The following is a 21,507-nucleotide window of genomic DNA, read 5'->3' as shown; positions in this document are numbered from 1 at the left end:
ATTACTTAGATACACATTTTCGAAAAATGAATACTTTTATATGAGATAGGAGCAGATACATGAATAGTAAAATTGTTGTTTTAGCCGGAGACGGTATTGGACCAGAAATTATGGACAGTGGGCTGCAGGTACTAGCAGCTGTCGAAAAGAAATGCGCGCATACATTTGAACTTGAAGAACTTCCTTTTGGGGGTGCAGGAATTGATGAAGCTGGTGCTTCTCTTCCAGAAAAAACACTCACTACTTGTCAGGCGGCTGACGCGATTCTTTTGGGAGCAATCGGCGGTCCGAAATGGGAAAAAATGCAGGATACTCCAGAAAAAGGTTTACTCGCATTGAGAAAGTCTTTGAACTTATTCGCGAACATTCGGCCAGTTTCAGTTTCCTCAGCCCTGCTCCATCTGTCGCCTTTAAAACCAGAGATTCTTGAAGGCACTGATTTGATTATTGTACGAGAATTGAGTAGCGGTATTTATTTTGGTGAACCTCGAGAATTGACCGATACGATGGCTTACGATACAGCTCGTTACCACAAAGTGGAAATCGAACGTATTCTTCATTCAGCCTTTAAAATTGCTCAAGGACGAGATAAAAAAGTGACCTCAGTCGATAAAGCAAATGTTCTCGCTTCTAGCAAATTATGGCGATCGACTGCGGAAGAAGTCGCAAAAGAATATCCAGATTGTCAACTAGAGCATCAATATGTTGATTCGGCAACAATGAAACTGATTCAAAATCCTAAAGCATTTGATGTAATCGTAACGGAAAATCTTTTCGGCGACATTTTGAGCGATGAAGCTTCTGTACTACCAGGCTCATTGGGTGTGCTGCCAAGTGCAAGTCACAGCGATAGCGGACCTTCTCTGTACGAACCGATCCACGGTTCGGCTCCAGATATCGCGGGAAAAGGAATCGCAAATCCAATCTCAATGATTTTGTCAGTGGCGATGATGCTACGACAATCATTCCAAGAAGAACAAGCGGCCAAAGCAATTGAAAAGTCCTGTGATACAGTTCTATCTAAAGGGCTCTTTACTCATGACTTGGGTGGACAAGCAACGACAGCCGAATTTACCGACGCGGTGATTCAAGAATTGGAGGAAGCATAATTATGGGAAAAACACTATTTGATAAACTGTGGGATCGTCACGTCGTTCATGGCGAAGAAGGCTCCCCGCAATTGCTTTACATTGATTTGCATTTGATTCATGAAGTCACCTCCCCTCAAGCTTTTGCGGGAATTCGTGAAGCAGGTCGAACATTGCGTCATCCTGAGCGGACGTTTGCGACGATGGATCATAATACACCGACTGTCGATATTTTTAATTTCACTGACCTAGTGGCAAAAAAACAAATTGATACCTTGAGAGAAAATTGCCAAGAATTTGGTGTCCAGCTTTGTGACAACGGTAGTGATCGCCAGGGGATCGTTCACATGGTCGGACCGGAAACCGGTCTGACGCAACCGGGTAAAACAATTGTTTGTGGGGATTCACACACCGCAACTCACGGTGCTTTCGGTGCACTTGCCTTCGGGATCGGCACCAGCGAGGTGGAACATGTTTTTGCAACTCAGAGTCTTTGGCAAAACAAACCGAAGAATATGGGAATTAAAATTACTGGGAAATTACCAAAAGGTGTCTATGCAAAAGATATCATCTTGGCGCTAATCGCTAAATATGGAACGGATTTCGGCGTAGGATACGGTGCGGAATTTTGTGGCGAAACGATTGAAAACCTTTCGATGGAAGAACGCATGACAATTTGCAACATGGCAATCGAAGGCGGCGCGAAAATCGGTTTGATCGCTCCAGATGAAAAGACTTTTGAGTATGTGGCTGGCCGCGAATACGCTCCGAAGAATATGGAAGCCGCGATCAATGATTGGAAAGAACTTTATACAGACGAAGATGCTCATTATGATAAAGTTCTAACGCTTGATGTCAACGAATTAGTTCCTTTCGTGACTTGGGGTACGAATCCTGAGATGGGCGTGCCGTTTGATGGCACGTTTCCGGCAGCCACATCACCGGATCTGCAAAAAGCTTATGATTACATGGATCTAAAACCTGGTCAAACACCGACTGATATTCCAATCGGCTATGTCTTTATTGGTTCTTGTACGAATGGTCGACTGTCTGACTTGCAGGAAGCGGCAAAAATCGTGGAAGGTAAGAAAGTTCATGACAATGTTACCGCCATCGTCGTTCCCGGTTCAAGACCCGTCCGTAAAGCAGCTGAAAAAATTGGATTGGACAAAGTTTTTATCGAGGCTGGTTTTGAATGGCGCGAACCTGGCTGCTCCATGTGTCTAGGGATGAACCCTGACCGAGTACCAGCTGGTGTTCATTGTGCTTCAACATCTAATCGAAATTTCCAAGGACGCCAAGGTAAAGATGCTCGCACACACCTTTGTAGTCCAGCGATGGCCGCATTGGCAGCCATTCATGGAAACTTTGTCGATAGCCGCAAGGAGGTCATCTAATGGAAAAATTTACGACTTATACAGGAAAAACTGTTCCACTAATGAATGATAACATCGATACTGACCAAATCATCCCTAAAGGCTTTTTGAAACAAGTCGATAAAGCTGGTTTTGGTAAACATCTTTTTGATGAATGGCGCTTCTTAGAAGATGGATCACCAAATCCTGCATTTATCTTAAACGCTCCTGAACGAAAAGACGCAACTATCTTAATCTCTGGAGAAAACTTTGGTTCTGGCTCTTCTCGGGAACACGCAGCTTGGGCCATTCAAGACTACGGCTTCAAAGCAGTCATTGCCGGCAGCTATAGCGATATCTTCTATATGAATGCTTTGAAAAATGGCCTGCTGCCAATTCGTATGGATCAAAGTGTCCGTGAAATTCTTAGTCAAATCCCGGCAGATCAGACAATCACGATTGATCTGCCTAAACAAGAGATTCAGACTGCTGAAGCCACCTACGCCTTTCAAATTGATCCGACCTGGAAAGAGAAATTGGCAAATGGGTTAGATGATATTAGCATTACCCTGCAGTATGAAGATGAAATCACTGCATACGAAGAAAAAATACCTACTTACGAATAAACGAAAAGAGCGTATCAAAACTTTATAATAAAAAGTTTTGATACGCTCTTTTTAATTTACCACTTGTTCCTGCACATATTGCGCATAAAGCGGATGACTGGCGATTAACTCACTATGAGTTCCATGACCGGTCACTTCGCCTTTTTCAATAAAGTAAATATGATCAGCATCCACAATCGTTGATAAACGATGAGCGATTACCAATGTTGTCCGCCCTTCCATCAATTGATCCAACGCTCGCTGAACCTTTTCCTCAGATTGTGAATCCAAGCTAGCAGTTGCTTCATCCAGCATTAGAATTTTTGGATCACGTAAAAATGCACGAGCAATAGCAATCCGTTGCTTTTGTCCTCCAGATAATTTCACTCCGCGTTCCCCTAGCTCCGTTTCTAATTGATCGGGAAATTCACGGACAAATTGATCGGCATAGGCTAATTCTAATCCATGCCACAATTCTTTCTCTGTTAATGTTCGATCTAACCCATACTGCAAATTCTCACGAATGCTCCCAGCAAAAACAGCACTATCTTGTGATACATAGCCAATTTGTGAACGCCAATTCGTTAGACTAAGATCATCGATTCTTTCATCACCAATTTTAACTGTACCGCCTGTTGGTTGATAAAAGCGTTCCAATAAAGCAAAAATAGTAGATTTTCCGCCTCCACTTGGACCTGCGAAAGCAATCACGGTATTTGGTTTCGCTTCAAAGGAAACATTTTTCAGAATCGGACGATGCGCTACATAATGGAAGGAAAGATTTTCTGCTTTGATCGTCTTACCTGCTACATCAACTGCTTTTCCTATTTCAATGGGTTCTAATTCTGTTTTCAGAATTTGTTCGATTCGTTCAGTCGCGCCCATGGTCTTTTGTACTTGTGAGAAAAACATCGCAAAACTAGCTGCTGGCATCATGATATTAAATAGATACAACAAGAAAGCTACTAATTGCCCACTCGTCAATGTACCCGCTTGGACCCGGACTGCGCCATAACCTAAAATGCCGACAAACAATCCTAACATAACCGTCGTGATGATTGGCTGCAACATCGCTTCAACTTTTGCATCTTTAATTCCTAAGTTAAAAATCTTATTGATAAATGAACCGCCGCTGTTCTTTTCAAATTCTTCACCATTGCTTGATTTAATCAGACGAATCTCAGATAACTTTTCACTGGCTTCCGCATTGAAGTCAGCGGTTGCCGCCTGCAATTGCCGACCCAAGCGTGACATAATTCGTCCAATCGGCATCATAATCAATGCCATGATCGGCACTGCTAAGAACATCATCGCCGCCATTTTCCAATCCATTACAAATAGAATAATCATAGATCCAACTAATTGGATCGCACCAGTAATAAAATTAGGAAACTGCGTTGCGACTAAATCTTTAATAACTGTCGTGTCATTCACCAGCCGTGAGCTGCTCTCACCTGATTTATGATCATCATAGTAACCCACGGGCATTTGTAATAAATGGCTCCATAATTTTTCTCGTAACGTTTTAACAGCACTTTCACCAACATATCGCAATAAAAAGCTGCCAATCGCACCAAATGCTAGTTGTGCTACGAAAGCCAAAACTAAAACAATCAGCATCCTTTTGTCGATTTGTGCCAATTTACTTGTATCAATTAATCCTTTCGTCAATTGCGGAACGATCAAGCTTGCCCCACTTGTTAATAGACTCAAAAACAAACCGATAGCAAACAGTGATTTCTTAGGATTGACACTCATAATCAAACGTAAAAAATCTTTTAATTTATAGTTACTCTTCTTTTCTTCTTTAATTGTTTCTTCAGGCGCTATACTCATATCCCGATCCATAATTGGTACCTCCTTATTCGCGTAAATCTACTAATTTTTTTTAGAAAAAATTAGTTTGATTCGAATGCCGTATACCATTCAACTAATGCGCTCAATCAATTAATTCACTTTTTTACTGAGTACCTTTTCGCCTATACTTTCTGCGAAAAGTTGAACTGACATCCTCATTTATTTATACGAAACCAATTTCCCTTCTATGTTAAAAATCGTCCCATTCTGTATTTTCTGGACCTTTCGTTTTGTCTGGTCCGTTATAGCAGTCAGGATTGCCGCAAAAGTTTCGACGAAAATCATGATTGAAATTCCGAGAAAACTCTCGTGACGCATTGCGCATCTCCCGTTGCATTTGATGCCGTATAAGATGCTGCTCTTCTCGCGAAAGATTTTGCCAATCCTCTTGCCAATTTTCAGCGAAATGTTCACGCATTGCTTGCATCTGACGCAAACGATCCATTGGATCAACAAATCGTCCTGCTTGTTTTTGAAACTCTTCCTGCCAGCCAGCGGAAATCTTTTGCAGATACTCGCTGAAATTTTCCTGTTCTTCTTCCGTCAATCCGGCAAAGAAGGCTTCACTCATATCCTCACCGACATGACTTATTTTTTTCGCCTTTTGTCTTCCTTTTTCAGTTAGGAAAACACGTTTGATTCGTTTGTCATGCTTTTCTTCTTTTCGCAGAACATCGTTACTTTTCTCCATTTTCTTCATTAACTCTGCTAAGGAACTTGGGCGAATATCAAGAATTTCAGCTAATTGGCTTTGGATTAGTCCGTCTTCTTTTACCAAAATTGCTAAAACTCGTTGCTGACCAGTTAACTTCTGTCTTGTACTCATAAATGCATTACTAGCTGAACTAATAAAACGCAGCTGACGCATCAAATCTTTTGTAAACTCACTCATAAAAAGGATCTCCTTACTATTATTGATATTCGTACCGTAACTTCTTCTTCGTTTGTTGGAAACGAGCTCATCGTTATTGGCTAATCTTTTCTAATACTGTCAAAATTTAGAGAAATAACGATAAAGTTCGGTACCTAACTTTATTACGTTTGCCATTATAGTTCGGTACCGAACAGTTGTCAACAACTTTGTAATATTTTTTTATTTATTCAATTAAATGGTTAAGAGCATGAATGACAAAAAAGAACCTAGTGAGATTCACTAGGCTCTTACTTCAGATTAATGTTTATGCTGTTCCTCTTTTACTGGACAACCACTGTCACAGTCTTCGCATGAGCTGCCATTTTTGATTCTTCGATAAACAACCACTCCAGCACCACCAAAGATTAAGATACTCAATATTATAGTTGCCATTCTTTCACCTCTTTGATTTCTTCGATTGTAATCGTCGGTGCTTGTTTAACAGGGCGTCTTACGATGAAGTAAATCATCGCAGCAAGTACGAAAGCCGCTAAGATTAAACCAATACCGAACTTCCCGTTTTCAAACATCACATGACCGAATTGATAGACAACAAAACTTACAGCATAAGCCAAACTACATTGGTAACCGATCGCACGCCACGTCCACTTGATATCACCCATTTCACGATGGATTGCACCAATTGCGGCAAAACAAGGTGCACATAGCAAGTTAAAGACTAAGAACGAATAACCAGCAATCGGTGTATAGGCTGCCTGTAACGACTTCCAGATTTCTACGCCATTTTCAGCAACTTCGGCATGACGATACAAAATTCCGAAGGTCCCAATCACATTCTCTTTTGCTACCAGACCAGTAATCGCTGCAACCGCTCCACGCCAGTCGCCCCAACCCAATGGAGCAAATAATGGTGCAATCAAGCCACCCAAAGCAGCTAAAATGCTGTCATTTTCATTTACCGCTTGTAACGAGAAGTTGTAGCTGGAAATAAACCAGATCACGATACTAGATACAAAAATGATTGTTCCAGCACGTTTAACGAAAGCTTTACTATGATCATAGGTATACCGTACTGTATTGCCGATTCGAGGCATATGGTATAAGGGAAGCTCCATAATAAATGGTGTTGGGTCACCAGCAAACAGTTTGGTTTTCTTTAAAGCGATTCCCGATAAAACGATGGCACCCATTCCAACAAAGTATGCTGATGGTGCTACCCAGCTACTATTGGGGAAGAATGCTCCAGCAATTAGAGCAATGATCGGCAGTTTTGCCGAACAAGGCATAAATGTCGTCAACATTGCCGTCATTCGTCGATCTTTTTCATTTTCAATCGTACGACTGGCCATTACTCCAGGTACACCACAGCCTGTCGCAATCAACATAGGAATGAATGACTTCCCGGATAAACCGAACTTACGGAAGATTCGATCCATAACAAATGCAATTCGAGACATATAGCCGCAATCTTCCAAAAGCGCCAAACATAAGAAAAGCACCATTAATTGTGGAAGGAAGCCTAAAACAGCTCCCACTCCAGCAATGATTCCATCTAATATCAAGCTTTGCATCCATTCAGCAACATTCCACGACTGCAAAGTCGAGCTGACAAAATTTGGCACGATATCGCCAAATAAATTATCATTCACCCAATCCGTTCCCATCGCCCCAACTGTTTGGATTGCAATATAATAGATTAACCACATGACTAACGCAAAAATCGGCAATGCTAAAAAACGATTGGTTACAATTCGATCTATTTTGTCTGAGATCGATAGCTTAAACTGATCCTCATCAATGACACATAACGTTTTCAAATCGGTTATGAAATTATAACGCTCATTAATAACTAAGCTTTCCGCATCCTCACCGAAGATTTTCTCTGTGATCTTTATAATCTCTTGCAACTCTTTTTCCTGAATCGGACTCAGATTTAAGCCCTTTTGTGCGCGTTCATCCCGTTCAAATAATTTCAAACTGTACCAGCGGCTATACTTAGCAACAACCGTACTGCCTAAAACATCTTCGATTTCACTTAAGGCCGCCTCTAAACGTTTATCATAGTGAGGAAAATTGACTTCCTCTACTCCTTTTTTAACTAGATGAAGGGCTTCGCTGACTGCTTTATCCAGTCCCCAATTCCTTAATGCACTGATTCCTACTACTGGAACACCTAAAGCATAAGCAAGCTTCTCTAGATTAATCTGCTTACCACTTTTTTTGATGATGTCCATCATATTCACAGCAACGACTACTGGAATTCCTGTTTCGATCAGTTGTGTCGTTAAGTAAAGATTACGCTCGAGGTTCGTCCCATCAATAATATTAATGATGGCATCCGGCGTGCCTGAGAGTAAATAATCCCGAGCCACTACTTCTTCTGGAGAGTAAGGCGATAGTGAATAAATTCCTGGCAGGTCATCAATACTTACTTCAGAATCCTTCTTATAGATCCCCTCTTTACGTTCAACCGTTACGCCTGGCCAATTTCCCACAAATTGGTTGGTTCCGGTTAAAACATTAAAAGTGCTCGTTTTTCCGCTGTTGGGATTTCCTGCTAAAGCAATATGTATCTTAGCCATTTATTCTACCTCCTTCGATACAACCACCATCTCTGATTCGCTTTTTCGTAAACTCAGCTCATATCCACGAACACGAAGTTCAATTGGATCACCTAAAGGAGCCAGTTTGACAACTTTTACTGCTGTGCCTTTTGTTAAACCCATATCCATTAAGCGACGTTTGATCGACCCGCTGCCGTGAACATTCACTACAACGCCTTCTTCGCCTGCATTTAATTGGTCAAGCGAAACCCAAGTTTCTTGATCTTCCGTTAGTTCCTTCACAAGTATCTGCTTAAGTAAAGACTGGGATAAAGCCAGTCGTGTATTATGTAGTAGAATAATGCCATTATCGCCAGAATGATTTACGACGGCAACTTTTGAACCGACAATCATTCCCAAGTCCTGTAACCGGTGCTTTAAATCATTTTCTAAAGGCATTTCGCTAATCTGAACGACATAGTTCAATGAAATATCTGCCAAAGTTGTCATATTTTCCTCCACCTTACTGTTCGACTTTTGCATCTAATTAATAATGAGAATCTTTCTCACTAAGAATAGCTTCATTTGAGTGCAAAGTCAATAAATGGTCGAAGATTTTCTCTTTTTTCTGAGCAAGTTGTTTGACAATCATTGATTTATTTGGTTCGATCCTGTTTTTCTCGTTATTAAAAAAACTTTTTCCTTGTAAAAAAACATCTTATAGCAGTTTTTCTAATTCTGTAAAGGGATTTTTCTTTGCAGCTATCCGTTTTCAACCTTTTTGCAAAAAACACAAAGAGTAGTATACCAATAATCTACCAACACAATATATGGTGTTTAACGATTGACTTTTTCCCTACATCTTTTATACTAGTAATTGTAGAAATCAAGGGAGGTAGTCTTATGGTAAAAGTCTATTCAAAAAATAATTGTATGCAGTGCAAAATGACAAAGCGTTATTTAACCGAAAATCAAATTTCATTCGAAGAAATCAACATCGACAATGAACCCGAAGCTCTAGGTTTTCTAAAAGATCAAGGTTTCCAAAGTGTCCCAGTTATTTTCGGCGGACAACAAGCCATCATCGGTTTTCGTCCAGATCAATTGAAAGCATTAGCGTAAATTTGAAAGGTTGCGGCAGAAGCGTTTTGCTTCAAGTACCAATTAGGTACTGTTCCAGATTAGTTCAGATGAACAATCGCTGTGTCTCACAGCAATAAGAAGAATTATTTCCGAATAAGCTACTTCTAGAGCACCTTTTTTCGAAAACTTTGCGATCCACGATTGCAAAGTTTTCTTTATTCCCAGTTCCACCTTTTTACAGTTTGCTTAGTGAAAGAGTAAATATTGATTCACAATTGATCACTGGTGAAGAAACTTATTTGAACGATTAGTCAGCCAAAACAAAAACATACAGACACTATATATAGAAAGATGTGACGAAATGAGCCTGAAAGACCTAGGTGAAGTATCTTACTTCAAGCTGAATAACGAAATTAATCGTCCAGTGAATGGACAGATTCCACTAAATAAAGATAAAGAAGCATTAGCCGCTTTTTTCAAAGAAAATGTTGAACCAAATACCCATGCATTTTCTTCAGTGCAAGAGAAAATCAACTATTTAATAGAAGAAGAATTTTTAGAGGCCGAGTTTCTTGCAAAATATACGACTGCTTTTATCGAAAAACTTTATACCTATTTAGAGGAACAAAATTTTACCTTTAAATCATTTATGGCGGCATATAAGTTTTATTCTCAGTATGCGTTGAAAAGCAATGATGGAACGGAATATTTAGAAAGCTATGAGGATCGGGTTGCTTTCAATGCCTTATACTTTGCAGACGGCGATGAAAAATTAGCTTTATCCTTAGCAGATGAAATGATCCATCAACGTTACCAGCCTGCTACCCCATCCTTCTTGAATGCGGGCCGCAAACGTCGTGGAGAATTGGTTTCTTGTTTCTTAATTCAAGTAACGGACGATATGAATAGTATTGGGCGGTCAATCAACTCCGCTTTGCAATTATCACGCATCGGCGGCGGTGTCGGAATCAATCTATCGAACTTGCGTGAAGCCGGTTCACCGATTAAAGGTTATGATGGCGCTGCTAGTGGTGTCGTTCCTGTTATGAAATTATTTGAAGACAGCTTTTCTTATTCGAACCAATTAGGCCAACGTCAAGGTGCTGGTGTCGTTTACTTAGACGTCTTCCATCCGGATATTGAAATGTTCCTATCTGCCAAAAAGGAAAACGCCGACGAAAAAATCCGTGTGAAGACTCTTTCTCTTGGTGTGACTGTGCCAGATAAATTTTACGAATTGGCTCGTAAAAATGAAGATATGTATTTGTTTAGTCCTTACGGCATTGAACGTGAATACGGTGTTCCTTATTCTTATGTAGATATTACGAAGGAATACGATAATTTAGTCGCAAATCCAAATATTCGCAAGAAAAAAATTCGTGCCCGCGATTTAGAAAATGAAATCTCAAAATTGCAGCAAGAATCTGGTTATCCTTATATCATCAACATTGATACAGCAAACCGTGCAAATCCAGTGGATGGAAAAATTGTCATGAGTAATTTATGTTCTGAGATTCTGCAAGTACAAACACCTTCTACGATCAATGGTCGGCAAGAATATGATGTATTAGGAACAGATATTTCATGTAATCTTGGTTCAACCAATATCGTGAACTTGATGGAAAGTCCCGATTTTGGTCAATCTGTTCGGACAATGGTTCGTGCTCTAACTTTTGTAACAGATGAATCCGATATTGACGTCGTTCCTTCGATTCAAAATGGGAATAAACTAAATCATACGATCGGTTTAGGTGCGATGGGCCTGCACAGCTTCTTTGCGAAACACTTGATGGAATATGGTTCAGAAGAATCAATTGACTTCACAAATATTTATTTCACACTGCTTAACTACTGGACTTTGATGGAAAGCAATGAATTAGCAAAAGAACGCCAGACAACCTTCCATAACTTTGAAAAATCAGCCTATGCTGATGGCTCATATTTTGATAAATACACGACTGGCGAATTTGTTCCTAAAACAGATAAAGTCAAAGAAATCTTCAAGGATATCTTTGTCCCAACTGCCGAAGATTGGCAAGCACTAAAAGAAGCTGTTCAAAAAGATGGCCTATACCACCAAAATCGGTTAGCTGTTGCACCAAATGGTTCGATTTCTTATATTAACGATACAAGTGCCAGCTTACACCCAATCACTCGTTTAATTGAAGAGCGTCAAGAAAAGAAAATCGGTAAGATCTATTATCCAGCGCCTTACTTGAATAATGAAACCTTGCCTTATTATACTTCTGCCTATGATATGGATATGCGCAAAGTCATTGACGTTTATGCGACTGCTCAGCAACATATCGACCAAGGAATGAGCTTGACCTTGTTTATGCGTTCGGAAATTCCTGAAGGACTATATGAATGGAAAACTGAAAGCAAACAAACAACACGTGATTTGAACATCCTGCGTAACTACGCTTTTTATAAGGGCTGTAAATCCATTTATTACGTTCGAACATTTACTGATGATGCCGAAGAAATTGGCTCAAACCAATGTGAAAGCTGTGTAATCTAAATCATTGTTCCCTCTCGCACTTCTGTTCGAGAGGGAATGCTCTGCGTAAATAACTACTTTAGGATGTCAGGCCAACTTTTCACAGTTTTCATTCACTTAAAACAGGACAAATTGATTTATATTAGATATGAACATGTATAGTTGGATGATATACGTGGAGAGCATTAAATTTATTTTTTTGGACTTTAAAAAAATAAATTTATTAATACGAAATAGGGGGAATATCCATGGCAGAAACTTATTATGAAGCCATTAACTGGAATGAAATCGAAGACGTCATCGATAAATCGACGTGGGAAAAATTGACTGAACAATTTTGGTTGGATACACGGATTCCGTTGTCTAACGACTTAGACGATTGGCGTAAACTATCTGACCTAGAAAAACAAACTGTGGGTTATGTATTCGGCGGTCTGACCTTATTGGATACCGTCCAATCAGAAAGCGGAATGGATCAGCTGCGTAAAGATGTTCGGACGCCCCACGAAGAAGCTGTCTTGAACAATATTCAATTTATGGAATCTGTTCACGCGAAAAGCTATTCATCAATTTTCAGTACCTTGAATACCAAAACGGAAATCAATGAAATCTTTGAATGGACCAATACCAATCAATACCTGCAAAAAAAGGCCGAACGGATCAACGAGATCTATAAAAACGGCACACCATTAGAAAAGAAAATCGCCAGTGTCTTTCTTGAGACTTTCCTTTTCTATTCTGGTTTTTACACACCTCTATATTATTTAGGAAATAATAAGTTGGCCAATGTAGCGGAGATCATCAAATTGATCATTCGTGATGAATCGGTTCATGGCACCTACATTGGTTACAAATTCCAACGCGGATTCAACGAACAAACCGAAGAAGAACAAGAACGTTTGAAGGAATGGATGTACGATTTATTGTATGAATTGTACGAAAATGAAGAACGTTATACCGAAGAATTATACGATGAAATCGGCTGGACCGAAGAAGTCAAAACGTTCTTGCGCTACAATGCCAATAAAGCTTTGATGAATCTAGGCATGGATCCACTTTTCCCAGATACCGCAGATGATGTGAACCCGATCGTTATGAACGGGATTTCCACCGGAACTAGTAACCATGATTTCTTCTCACAAGTCGGCAATGGCTACTTGCTTGGTCAAGTGGAAGCCATGAATGATGATGATTATTTGATTGGTTTAGAATAAAGCAAAATGCAGCCCGCAGTTTCTTGCGGGCTGCATTTTTTTATTCTGACGCCTGAATTCGTTTGATGACTGTTTCTTTATTGACGATCGTGGTCGTTGCATAAGTCAGAATCAATTGTACGATAACAACTAAGAAAATCATCAGCAAAACTTGGATTAATGGGTATTGATACACTTTAATTTGCATCAACGAATGACTTTCCGCATACAAGTAAACCAGATATCCGAGAATACTGCCTAGGCCTCCCGCTAGTAAAATAATACCACCTGCATAGACGAAACCCTCTGTTCGAAGCATTTTCTTCATTTGTTGATTAGACATGCCGATTGCCTGCATAACGCCTAATTCTTTTTTTCGACTTAAAATACTATCGATTGTCGTATTGATTAGGTTCATGATCCCAACGATTGCCAAAACTAGCATAATCGCATACCCAGCCCCAGCTGTCAGTTGCAACGTGTCTTCCCACTGTTTCAAAACTTCTTCATAACTTTCTAAACGAAACAGCTCATTTCCTTCTTCAATATTTTCAATGGCTGATTGAACGGTTTTAGTTTTTCCTTTAGCAGCTTTAATATTCACATAGTAGGTTAAATTATTTTTCGATAGTTTTTTTATCGCCTCGTTGCTCATTAAGAAATTATCAAAGTTCGTAACCGATTGTGCAAAGCTTCCTCCACCAATGATTGTCATGTCTTTTTCAAACGTACGATTCCCATCAAAGAATTTGAAGGTCAATGTATCGCCGATCTTGATTTCTGGATAATTTGCTAATATATAACCTGTCGCAATAACTTTATCTCCTGAGTTTAATTCCTCATAAGTCGCATGTCCTTTCTCAATATCTCTATTGATCAGAGCCATTTGATCCTTAGAAATACCGCCAATTGATAAGCTCATTGGCTTGTCTGTCCCAGGATCCTTAACACTCGGAACTTCTCCTGTAATAGATTGAAATGCATCTACTTTTTCAACACCATCGATTGCTTTAATTTTATTAATTACCTTATTGTTTAAGGGATTATTTTGTTGAATCACAGTCCATTTAAGTTCTGGTCGCATCTTATCATACTCATACAATAATCTTCAGCGATCGTATCACGGGCGGCCTGTTTGGGATTCATACAACTAAAAACAGTTGAAATGACGACAAACAAAATTCCAATCATCCCCAATGAAAAAATCGTGACCATTGTTCGCTTTTTATTTCTAGAAAGGTTTGCATTGGCTAAGCGTCGCAGATTAAGATCAATAAATCCCTTACGTTGTTTTTTATTGCCTTGCATTTGCCCAGTATAGCGCATTGCCTCAATCGGCATGATTTTACTAGCTTGACGCATAGGTTTCAAAGAAGCCAAAATAACTGTTAGTAAAGTGACCCCAATTGTCATCGCGATAATCCAGGGAAGGATCAAGGATACCTCGCCATTATCAAGTACCTGACGCATCTCCTTTGTCATAGCTTGTTCACTTGAAATTGATGAGATCAACTGAAAGAAAACAAATTTTACTGCAGCAATCCCGATTAGTAGTCCAGCAGGAATCGAAAGCCCTGCAACGATCAAGTTCTCTCGTAAAATGATTTGACGTATCTGTCTTTTAGTCGCTCCTAAAGCTGCCAATTTTCCAAACTCTTGGACCTTATTGATCAAAGATACATAATAAATACTGTAAATCGTTAACGCTCCGGCAATCAAAATAATTCCTACAATAATCGCCATCCCTGAATAAAAAGCAGGATCGATATAATTAGCAAAAAGATAGTCGCTATTTTCAACGATATTATCTTCAGTAACATCGAAATTTTTTCCAATTTCCTTGATTTGCTCCTTAATAGCATCGGTTGAAGTCGCAGCAGTTTCGTTCAGACGAATCATCATGCGATAGCTTCGCTGTTTTTTGGGAATGACTTCCTCCATAAAATCTTTTGAAACGAGCATTGAAAAAATTTTTTCATCATTTTGGTTTTTTATATCAGGAGAAAAACCAGTTAAGCGAAATGTTTTTTCCTGCTGTAAACCCATGCCGTCCGCTTCATAGATCTGAATCGGAATTTTAATTGTATCCCCAATTTTCGCATTCGGATAACCCAACGTCTTCAATGCATCCCTTGAAAGCACCGCGTCGTTCCCTTTTTTCGGAGCGTGTCCTTTCGTAAAGGTTTGTTTAGCTAATTTTTGTGCACCGTTATCCAAATAGCTAATGAGGATAAAGTCATCTTTATTTAGTACGGATTCACCGACATCCTGACGCAGACCGTATTCCCCAATCAAATCATGCTGAGCAATTTTTCCCATATTTTCTTCAGAGACTTGGCGATACATCGCATGCCATGTTGGATAAACCTTGTTGACTGCCGCATTCTGAACATTTACCACCCCTAATCCAATCGAAGTGATCAAGAAAACTAACACACTGGTCAAAATAATTGCAATCCCGGAAAGTAGATTTTTCCCTTTATGATACTTCGTGTTGGCTAACGCTACCCGGTTGATCATCTTCATTTAGATCACCCGCCCATCTTCAAGGTGGACAATGTGATCAGCCGTTTGCGCGATTCCTTCATCGTGAGTAATCATAATTAGTGTTTGGCCAAATTTTTCAACTGATTTTTTTAAAAGTGACATTACTTCTAATTCTGTCTTGGTATCTAAGTTTCCTGTCGGCTCATCGGCCAAGATAATTGCTGGTTCTGCTGCAATCGCTCGTGCGATCGCCACACGTTGCTGCTGACCACCAGAAAGCATGCTTGGCAAGGCTTTTTTACGGTCACTTAATCCAATTGTCTTCAACAAGTCTTCGATAAATGCTGTATTGACTCTTCGATTATCTAAACCGATCGGTAAAACGACATTTTCCCAAACATTCAACGATGGGATTAAATTGTAATTCTGAAAAATAAAACCGATCTTTTGACGACGAAAGACAGCCAATTGCTCATCCTTCATTCGAAAAACATTCTTCCCATCAATGATGACTTGCCCTGAATCTGGTCGATCTAAACTACCGATTAAGTTCAACAGCGTACTTTTACCAGAGCCCGATTTACCAACTATCGCAACAAAATCACCCTTTTGTACTTCCAAATCAATATGGTCAACTGCCTTTACGACGGAACCCCCATCATTATAATGCTTTACTAGATCTCTAATTGTTAAAATCATTTTCGTCTCCTTCTTTCCTCATCTCATTTCTATACTCTTAGTATAAAAAAGAACCCTTGCAGGATTCTTTCACCGAACATAACAAATTTGTAAGAAAAGAAATTACGTTGCTGGCAAGGTCAATTGAAAATTCGATCCCCGAGGATGCCGTTGCTTCACCATAACTGTCCCGCCTTGTTCTTCAATGATTTTCCGAGTCAGATATAGTCCTACTCCAGAACCTTCTGCCGTCGTGCTAGAACTGCCGCGGTAAAAACGCTGATAAATCTTATTTTGCTCATCAGTAGGAATTCCAGGTCCTTCATCTTTAATTTCAACCAACACATAAGTCACCAATGAAGAAGCCCGAAGAATCACTGTGGTTTGCTTTGGCGAATATTTCACCGCATTTTCCAACACATTTCCTAAAGCTTCTAGCGTCCATTTTTTATCAACCATAACAAAAGTATCCTCTGACAATTCAACTTCCAACTCAATGTCCTTTTCGACTGCTTTCATGATTACACCATTGACTGCTTCATTAATCAATTGTTGTAAGGAAAGCTTTTGTGGCTTCAGTTGAATCAGATCCGTTTCTAGCTGTGAGATTTTTGCTAAACCATCCAGCATCAAGTTCAACTTGTTGATCTGAACTTCTGCTTGGTCGGCAAAATTTCTTCGCTCCTGCTCCTCATATTGATCTGAAAGTGCGATATCCAAGCTTAGTTTCAATGATGCCACTGGAGTTTTTAGCTGATGCGTGATATCCGTAATACTGGATTTCAAATTTCCTTCTTCACGCTGACTTCGCTGCAATAACAATTCATTTTGAATTGAACTCTCGTGATACTCTTTGGTTTCCTTTTCTAAGCTTTTTTGAAGTTTTATTTTTTCCTTCATCTGCCAGAAAAATAGTAACGAAATCAGCAGCCAGCAAAGTGTAAATATTTGCAGGTTTCTAATAAGAAGTGTCCGTAGCAGGCGTGGATGATCCATTTTATCAATCAAATTATATTTTGCTTCTAAGGAAGCCCCCTCGTTAGCCAAGTCAGAGGTCTTATTTACTTTAAAAGTCTTGATTAACGCAGCTTCTGAAAATTTTTCTTCCTTTACTAACAGTGCTAAAGTCGCTTGGCGATCTTGTTCAATTTCCGAATACATTTTAAAATTTTGAGTGATAAACAACGCAAAACAGGCTACAGATATCAACACGTAAATCAAAACTATTTTTTTTGAACGTCGTTGATCCATAAATACCCCACTCCTCGAACAGTTTTAATTCGTTCCTTACCGATTTTCTGCCGCAGGCGGCTAATATTCACTGAAACAGTATTCGTGTCAACGTACTCGCCTTTAGTATCCCAGATTTGATCAAGTAACTGATCTGTTGAGAGAATTTGCTTCGGATTTTCCATGAAAAGCACCAGCAATTGGATCTCCGTCTTACTCAACGGCAAAAGTTCTCCTTGCAGCTTAACCTTCATTTCGTTTAACGAGACTGATAATTCTCCAGAAATCAATTCTTGTCCTTGATTACGCACTACTCGCTTCATCAGTGCCTGTACCTTTGAGACTAAAACCATTAAACTAAAGGGCTTGGTCATATAATCATCAGCGCCATGAACATAACCCGACACAATGTCGTGTTCCTGATTATAAGAAGTCAGCATTAATATCAAGACATTCGATCGTTCACGAACTTTCTGACAAAAATCCAAGCCGCTGCCATCTGGCAAAGAAAGATCGCTGATGATTAAATCAATCTCCTGTTGTTCAAATGCCCGTTCAGCCGAAGTAATATCTAAACAAGCCGTGACCTCGTATCCTTCTCTGGTCAAACATAATTGAATCCCATTATTTAAATTTTGATCGTCCTCTAATAAAAGAATTTTCCCCATTTTTCCTCCTATATATACCAAATAATCCCATTTTACTAACTCTTACTTCTAACTCTATCAATGAACAGAAGCTCTGACAATACTACTTTATTCAAAAAAAGAGGACAAAATCATCGTTAAATGATTTTATCCTCTGTTTCACACGTTAATCATGCGTAGTTTTGTGATATTTTTATACATGGATAGATCCTCAATCACATCCGTATAATTCATTCCACGTGGTAAATCAATCGTATAGACATTCGTATAAATCCGATAATCATCCATGAAATCCACGTCGAAATCAACATCTTCGACTTCGATTTTTTTACTCTCAAAATAATTCATAATAAATTCCTTGGTTGCTTCGCGGTGGATATAACGAATCTCCAGCTTTTTGATGGCATTAATTTTGATGACCCTTTTTACCACTGTCAAAGCCAAAATAATACCAACAAAACTGCAAATAGCGATCGTGTAATAGCCCATACCGATGGCAATCCCCAAACCAGCACCTGCCCAAATCGAAGCAGCTGTTGTCAGCCCTTTAACCGAACGGTTGCTGACCATGATTGTACCGGCGCCAAGAAAACCGATTCCGCTGACGACCTGTGCAATTAGACGCGCTTCATCTGCTCGTACCACACCGACGAATTCTGGCTTCGCCGCTGCATAACGCAAGGCCTGATCAGCAATCTCCACTTGGATCAATGCGATGATCGTCGCACCCATACAAACTAAAATATGCGTACGAATTCCAGCAGGTCGGTTTTTATATTCCCGTTCAATCCCGATGGCACCACCCATGATCATAGCTAAAAATAGCCGCAGCATAATTTCATAAACGGATAATTTCAAATCCATCTGTGCACCACCCCTTCAGTTCTGCTTTTATTCTGAAAAGCTTTCTCCTTTAGTATAGCACGGTAGTAAAAAAAGAACGCCAATTAACCTTTTAGTCCCTTTAATTCATCTTCAGTTAATGAGCGGTAGGCTCCTTTGACTAACTCTTTAGTCAACAGCAGCTTCCCCATACGAATTCTCTTTAGATAAGTCACTTCTTTGCCGCAGGCCTTAACCATTCGTTTGACTTGATGGAATTTCCCCTCATGTAGAATAATTCGTACCTTTGATTTATTTTCCGTTACTTCATCAATCAATAATTCTGCTGGCAGCGTCCGTTCTCCATCTAATAAAAACCCGTCAACAAAACGCTGTTGATCTTCAGCCGTCATTACTCCTTGAACCTCAGCGAAATACTCCTTTTCTACATGTTTCTTTGGAGACAGCAAATCATGCGCTAATTTCCCATCATTGGTAATTAACAATAACCCTTCAGTATTCTTATCCAAACGACCCACTGGAAAAAGATCACTGTGGTAATCAGAGGGTGAAAATATATCCATCACGGTCTGATCGTGCTTGTCCTCTGTTGCACTCACGACACCAGCCGGCTTATGTAATAAATAGTAGTAAAACTCTTGATAATGCAAGATTTCGCCTTGATAGTCAACCTGATCCTTCTCTGGATCAATCTGTTTTTTATCTGATTTTTCGATTTTCTGGTTCACGCTGATTTGACCTTTTTTGATCAGCTGTTTCACCTCTTTACGACTGCCTAAGCCGACCTCCGCTAAAAATTTGTCTAAACGCATATTCTTTAAATCCTCCACCTTACTTTTCTAGTGTTCACTATAGTCAAAAGAAGAAAAAGAAGCAAGCTCAGCCGTATAATCGACTGAGCTTGTACTGCTTATTCAAATAATTGATCGATCTCACCATTTTTTAAATAGGGGATTGCTTGTCGAATTTTTTCATCCGGCCAATCCCACCATTTGAGCTGCTGCAATTTTTGAATCGTTTCCGCATCAAATCGTTGTTTGATTTTCTTTGCTGGAACACCGCCGACTACGCTATAGGGTGGAACATCTTTCGTCACCACTGCCTTTGCTCCGATGATCGCGCCATCTCCGATCGTTACACCGGATAAAATCGTTGCTTCATAGCCGATCCAGACATCATTTCCTATCACGATATCGCCTTTATTGTCCCATGCTGAAGCCACGTCTTCCTTCTTCAGCTGCCATTCCTCATAAAATAAAGGAAAGGTGTAGGTCGAAAGGGCTGACTGCTTATGATTTGCGCTATTAAAAATAAACGTTGCACCACAAGCAATCGAACAAAATTTGCCAATAACCAAACGATCATGATTGATTGGATACTGATACAAGACATTGTTCTTTTCAAAGTCACAGGGATCGCTGCGAAAATCATTATAAATCGTGTAGTCTCCAACTGAAATAGCCGGTCGGGTAATCGCTTGCTGCAAATAAATCGTTTCATGATCATTACTTCTAGGGTAAAGCTTTTCTACTGGAATAGTTCTCTCCTCCTTTTTTTCGTTAGCTAACCATTCCAGTTAAAACAATGCACCGCTTCATACGTTCACGCTCCTTGAAATAAGTATATCACTTGAGAGCTTTAACCTTAACCTTAATTAATATAGTAGCTAGCTATTAATACGTTCACTAAGCAAACAGCGAAAAATGAGTTTTATTATCTCCGCATACACGATTCCACTAACGTACTTGAAGTACGAAGAGGAACTCACAAAAAAAGTACCGAGGAATTTTCCTCGGCACTTCATTGAATACGATTATAATTTGCTTGCTGCGTCTTCGTCAATGATCACTGTTACGTCAGCATGGTTTTGTAAAACACTTGCAGGTAGATCAACAGTTACTTCACCATCAATCATGCCTTTGATTGCGTCAGCTTTATCCGTACCGAAAGCCATCAACAAGATTTTTTTACTTTGCATAATTGAACCGATTCCCATTGACAATGCATGAGTCGGAACATCTTCAACTTTATCGAAGTAACGTTTATTAGCTTCGATTGTTGATTCTGTTAATTCAACCACATGCGTAGTGACATCAAATGGTGTTCCTGGTTCGTTAAAACCGATATGTCCATTACGGCCAATTCCTAATACTTGCAAGTCAAGTGGATGTTCAGCAATCACTTCATCGTAACGTTTGCATTCAGCTTCCAAGTCTTCTGCTTTTCCATTTGGCACGAATGTTTCTTTAAATGGTTTTTTGTTGAATAAATGATCATTCATGAAATAACGATAGCTTTGATCGTCTGATCCATCTAATCCTACATATTCATCTAAGTTTACAGAAGTCATATCTGAAAAATCTAAATCGCTAGTTGTCATTTCTTTATATAAGGTTTCAGGAGTGCTGCCTGTTGCTAGACCTAATACTTTTACGCCGTTTTCCATTCCATCTTTGATGATTTCAAATGCTTTTTTTCCGCCTTCATTGGCATCTTTCACACGAATTACTTTCATGGGTAAACG

20 protein-coding genes are annotated in these 21,507 nt (G+C 39.6%); 6 read left to right on the top strand and 14 right to left on the bottom strand.

The genetic code is table 11. The features are described 5' to 3' along the window. The first annotated feature begins 59 nt into the window (after positions 1-59). From leuB to leuD, 3 genes are read left to right on the top strand one after another with little or no spacing between them, the layout of a single operon-like run. Positions 60-1,109: a 3-isopropylmalate dehydrogenase gene (leuB, locus tag AUF14_RS01725; protein ID WP_016180426.1), complete on the top strand. Its 1,050-nt coding sequence runs from the start codon at positions 60-62 to the stop codon at positions 1,107-1,109. A 2-nt stretch (positions 1,110-1,111) separates the two neighbouring features. Further along, positions 1,112-2,485 (top strand): 3-isopropylmalate dehydratase large subunit, encoded by a 1,374-nt coding sequence (gene leuC, locus AUF14_RS01720; protein WP_016180425.1) that lies wholly within the window; start codon positions 1,112-1,114, stop codon positions 2,483-2,485. Continuing rightward, positions 2,485-3,069, top strand: a complete 585-nt coding sequence (gene leuD / locus AUF14_RS01715) for a 3-isopropylmalate dehydratase small subunit (RefSeq protein WP_016180424.1) — start codon at positions 2,485-2,487, stop codon at positions 3,067-3,069. The genes leuC and leuD overlap by 1 nt, the downstream gene beginning before the upstream one ends. Positions 3,070-3,120: 51 nt before the next feature. Here the strand turns inward: leuD and AUF14_RS01710 are convergent, their stop codons facing one another. The 5 genes from AUF14_RS01710 to AUF14_RS01690 form a co-directional block, all read right to left on the bottom strand. After that, positions 3,121-4,896 carry an ABC transporter ATP-binding protein gene (locus AUF14_RS01710; protein ID WP_016180423.1) on the bottom strand — a complete coding sequence of 592 codons (1,776 nt, stop codon included), beginning with the start codon at positions 4,894-4,896 and terminating at the stop codon, positions 3,121-3,123. A 199-nt stretch (positions 4,897-5,095) separates the two neighbouring features. Next, the gene (locus AUF14_RS01705) at positions 5,096-5,797 is read right to left on the bottom strand and encodes a MarR family winged helix-turn-helix transcriptional regulator (RefSeq protein ID WP_016180422.1); all 702 of its coding nucleotides are present in this window, start codon (positions 5,795-5,797) and stop codon (positions 5,096-5,098) included. A 279-nt stretch (positions 5,798-6,076) separates the two neighbouring features. Next, positions 6,077-6,211: a FeoB-associated Cys-rich membrane protein gene (locus tag AUF14_RS01700; RefSeq protein WP_016180421.1), complete on the bottom strand. Its 135-nt coding sequence runs from the start codon at positions 6,209-6,211 to the stop codon at positions 6,077-6,079. After that, positions 6,199-8,361 carry a ferrous iron transport protein B gene (feoB, locus tag AUF14_RS01695; RefSeq protein WP_016180420.1) on the bottom strand — a complete coding sequence of 721 codons (2,163 nt, stop codon included), beginning with the start codon at positions 8,359-8,361 and terminating at the stop codon, positions 6,199-6,201. Before feoB ends, AUF14_RS01700 begins: the two co-directional genes overlap by 13 nt. After that, positions 8,362-8,832, bottom strand: coding sequence for a FeoA family protein (locus AUF14_RS01690; RefSeq protein WP_016180419.1), 471 nt, complete (start codon positions 8,830-8,832; stop codon positions 8,362-8,364). 393 nt (positions 8,833-9,225) lie between these two features. Between AUF14_RS01690 and nrdH the strand changes: the two genes are divergently transcribed. The 3 genes from nrdH to nrdF all read left to right on the top strand — a co-directional run bounded on the left by nrdH (position 9,226) and on the right by nrdF (position 13,119). Beyond that, positions 9,226-9,444 carry a glutaredoxin-like protein NrdH gene (gene nrdH / locus AUF14_RS01685; protein ID WP_016180418.1) on the top strand — a complete coding sequence of 73 codons (219 nt, stop codon included), beginning with the start codon at positions 9,226-9,228 and terminating at the stop codon, positions 9,442-9,444. A 322-nt stretch (positions 9,445-9,766) separates the two neighbouring features. Continuing rightward, complete coding sequence (gene nrdE, locus AUF14_RS01680; protein WP_016180417.1) at positions 9,767-11,926, top strand: class 1b ribonucleoside-diphosphate reductase subunit alpha; 2,160 nt, start codon at positions 9,767-9,769, stop codon at positions 11,924-11,926. A gap of 227 nt (positions 11,927-12,153) precedes the next feature. After that, positions 12,154-13,119: a class 1b ribonucleoside-diphosphate reductase subunit beta gene (nrdF, locus tag AUF14_RS01675; protein ID WP_016180416.1), complete on the top strand. Its 966-nt coding sequence runs from the start codon at positions 12,154-12,156 to the stop codon at positions 13,117-13,119. Positions 13,120-13,159: 40 nt separating this feature from the next. On the opposite strand, the gene AUF14_RS22735 is transcribed toward nrdF, so the two are convergent. The 9 genes from AUF14_RS22735 to nagB all read right to left on the bottom strand — a co-directional run bounded on the left by AUF14_RS22735 (position 13,160) and on the right by nagB (position 21,498). Next, complete coding sequence (locus AUF14_RS22735) at positions 13,160-14,182, bottom strand: ABC transporter permease (protein WP_227656320.1); 1,023 nt, start codon at positions 14,180-14,182, stop codon at positions 13,160-13,162. Next, a complete protein-coding gene (locus AUF14_RS22730; protein WP_227656319.1) occupies positions 14,155-15,624 on the bottom strand; it encodes an ABC transporter permease in 1,470 nt (489 codons plus the stop codon). The genes AUF14_RS22735 and AUF14_RS22730 overlap by 28 nt, the downstream gene beginning before the upstream one ends. Then, positions 15,625-16,284 (bottom strand): ABC transporter ATP-binding protein, encoded by a 660-nt coding sequence (locus AUF14_RS01665; RefSeq protein ID WP_016180414.1) that lies wholly within the window; start codon positions 16,282-16,284, stop codon positions 15,625-15,627. 102 nt (positions 16,285-16,386) lie between these two features. After that, positions 16,387-17,514 carry a sensor histidine kinase gene (locus AUF14_RS01660; protein ID WP_016180413.1) on the bottom strand — a complete coding sequence of 376 codons (1,128 nt, stop codon included), beginning with the start codon at positions 17,512-17,514 and terminating at the stop codon, positions 16,387-16,389. Then, the gene (locus AUF14_RS01655) at positions 17,487-18,161 is read right to left on the bottom strand and encodes a response regulator transcription factor (protein ID WP_016180412.1); all 675 of its coding nucleotides are present in this window, start codon (positions 18,159-18,161) and stop codon (positions 17,487-17,489) included. The genes AUF14_RS01660 and AUF14_RS01655 overlap by 28 nt, the downstream gene beginning before the upstream one ends. 138 nt (positions 18,162-18,299) lie before the next feature. Then, positions 18,300-19,004, bottom strand: coding sequence for an MgtC/SapB family protein (locus AUF14_RS01650; RefSeq protein ID WP_016180411.1), 705 nt, complete (start codon positions 19,002-19,004; stop codon positions 18,300-18,302). Between the two features lie 83 nt (positions 19,005-19,087). Next, positions 19,088-19,795, bottom strand: a complete 708-nt coding sequence (locus AUF14_RS01645; RefSeq protein ID WP_049218430.1) for a pseudouridine synthase — start codon at positions 19,793-19,795, stop codon at positions 19,088-19,090. 98 nt (positions 19,796-19,893) lie between these two features. Next, positions 19,894-20,520, bottom strand: a complete 627-nt coding sequence (locus AUF14_RS01640; RefSeq protein ID WP_034876180.1) for a CatB-related O-acetyltransferase — start codon at positions 20,518-20,520, stop codon at positions 19,894-19,896. A 276-nt stretch (positions 20,521-20,796) separates the two neighbouring features. Beyond that, positions 20,797-21,498, bottom strand: coding sequence for a glucosamine-6-phosphate deaminase (nagB, locus tag AUF14_RS01635; protein ID WP_016180408.1), 702 nt, complete (start codon positions 21,496-21,498; stop codon positions 20,797-20,799). Positions 21,499-21,507: the final 9 nt, after the last annotated feature.

It is taken from the genome of Enterococcus avium (assembly GCF_002891025.1).
In the GTDB taxonomy this organism is placed as follows: domain Bacteria; phylum Bacillota; class Bacilli; order Lactobacillales; family Enterococcaceae; genus Enterococcus_A; species Enterococcus_A avium.
This window is presented reverse-complemented; position numbering and strand designations above follow the sequence as displayed.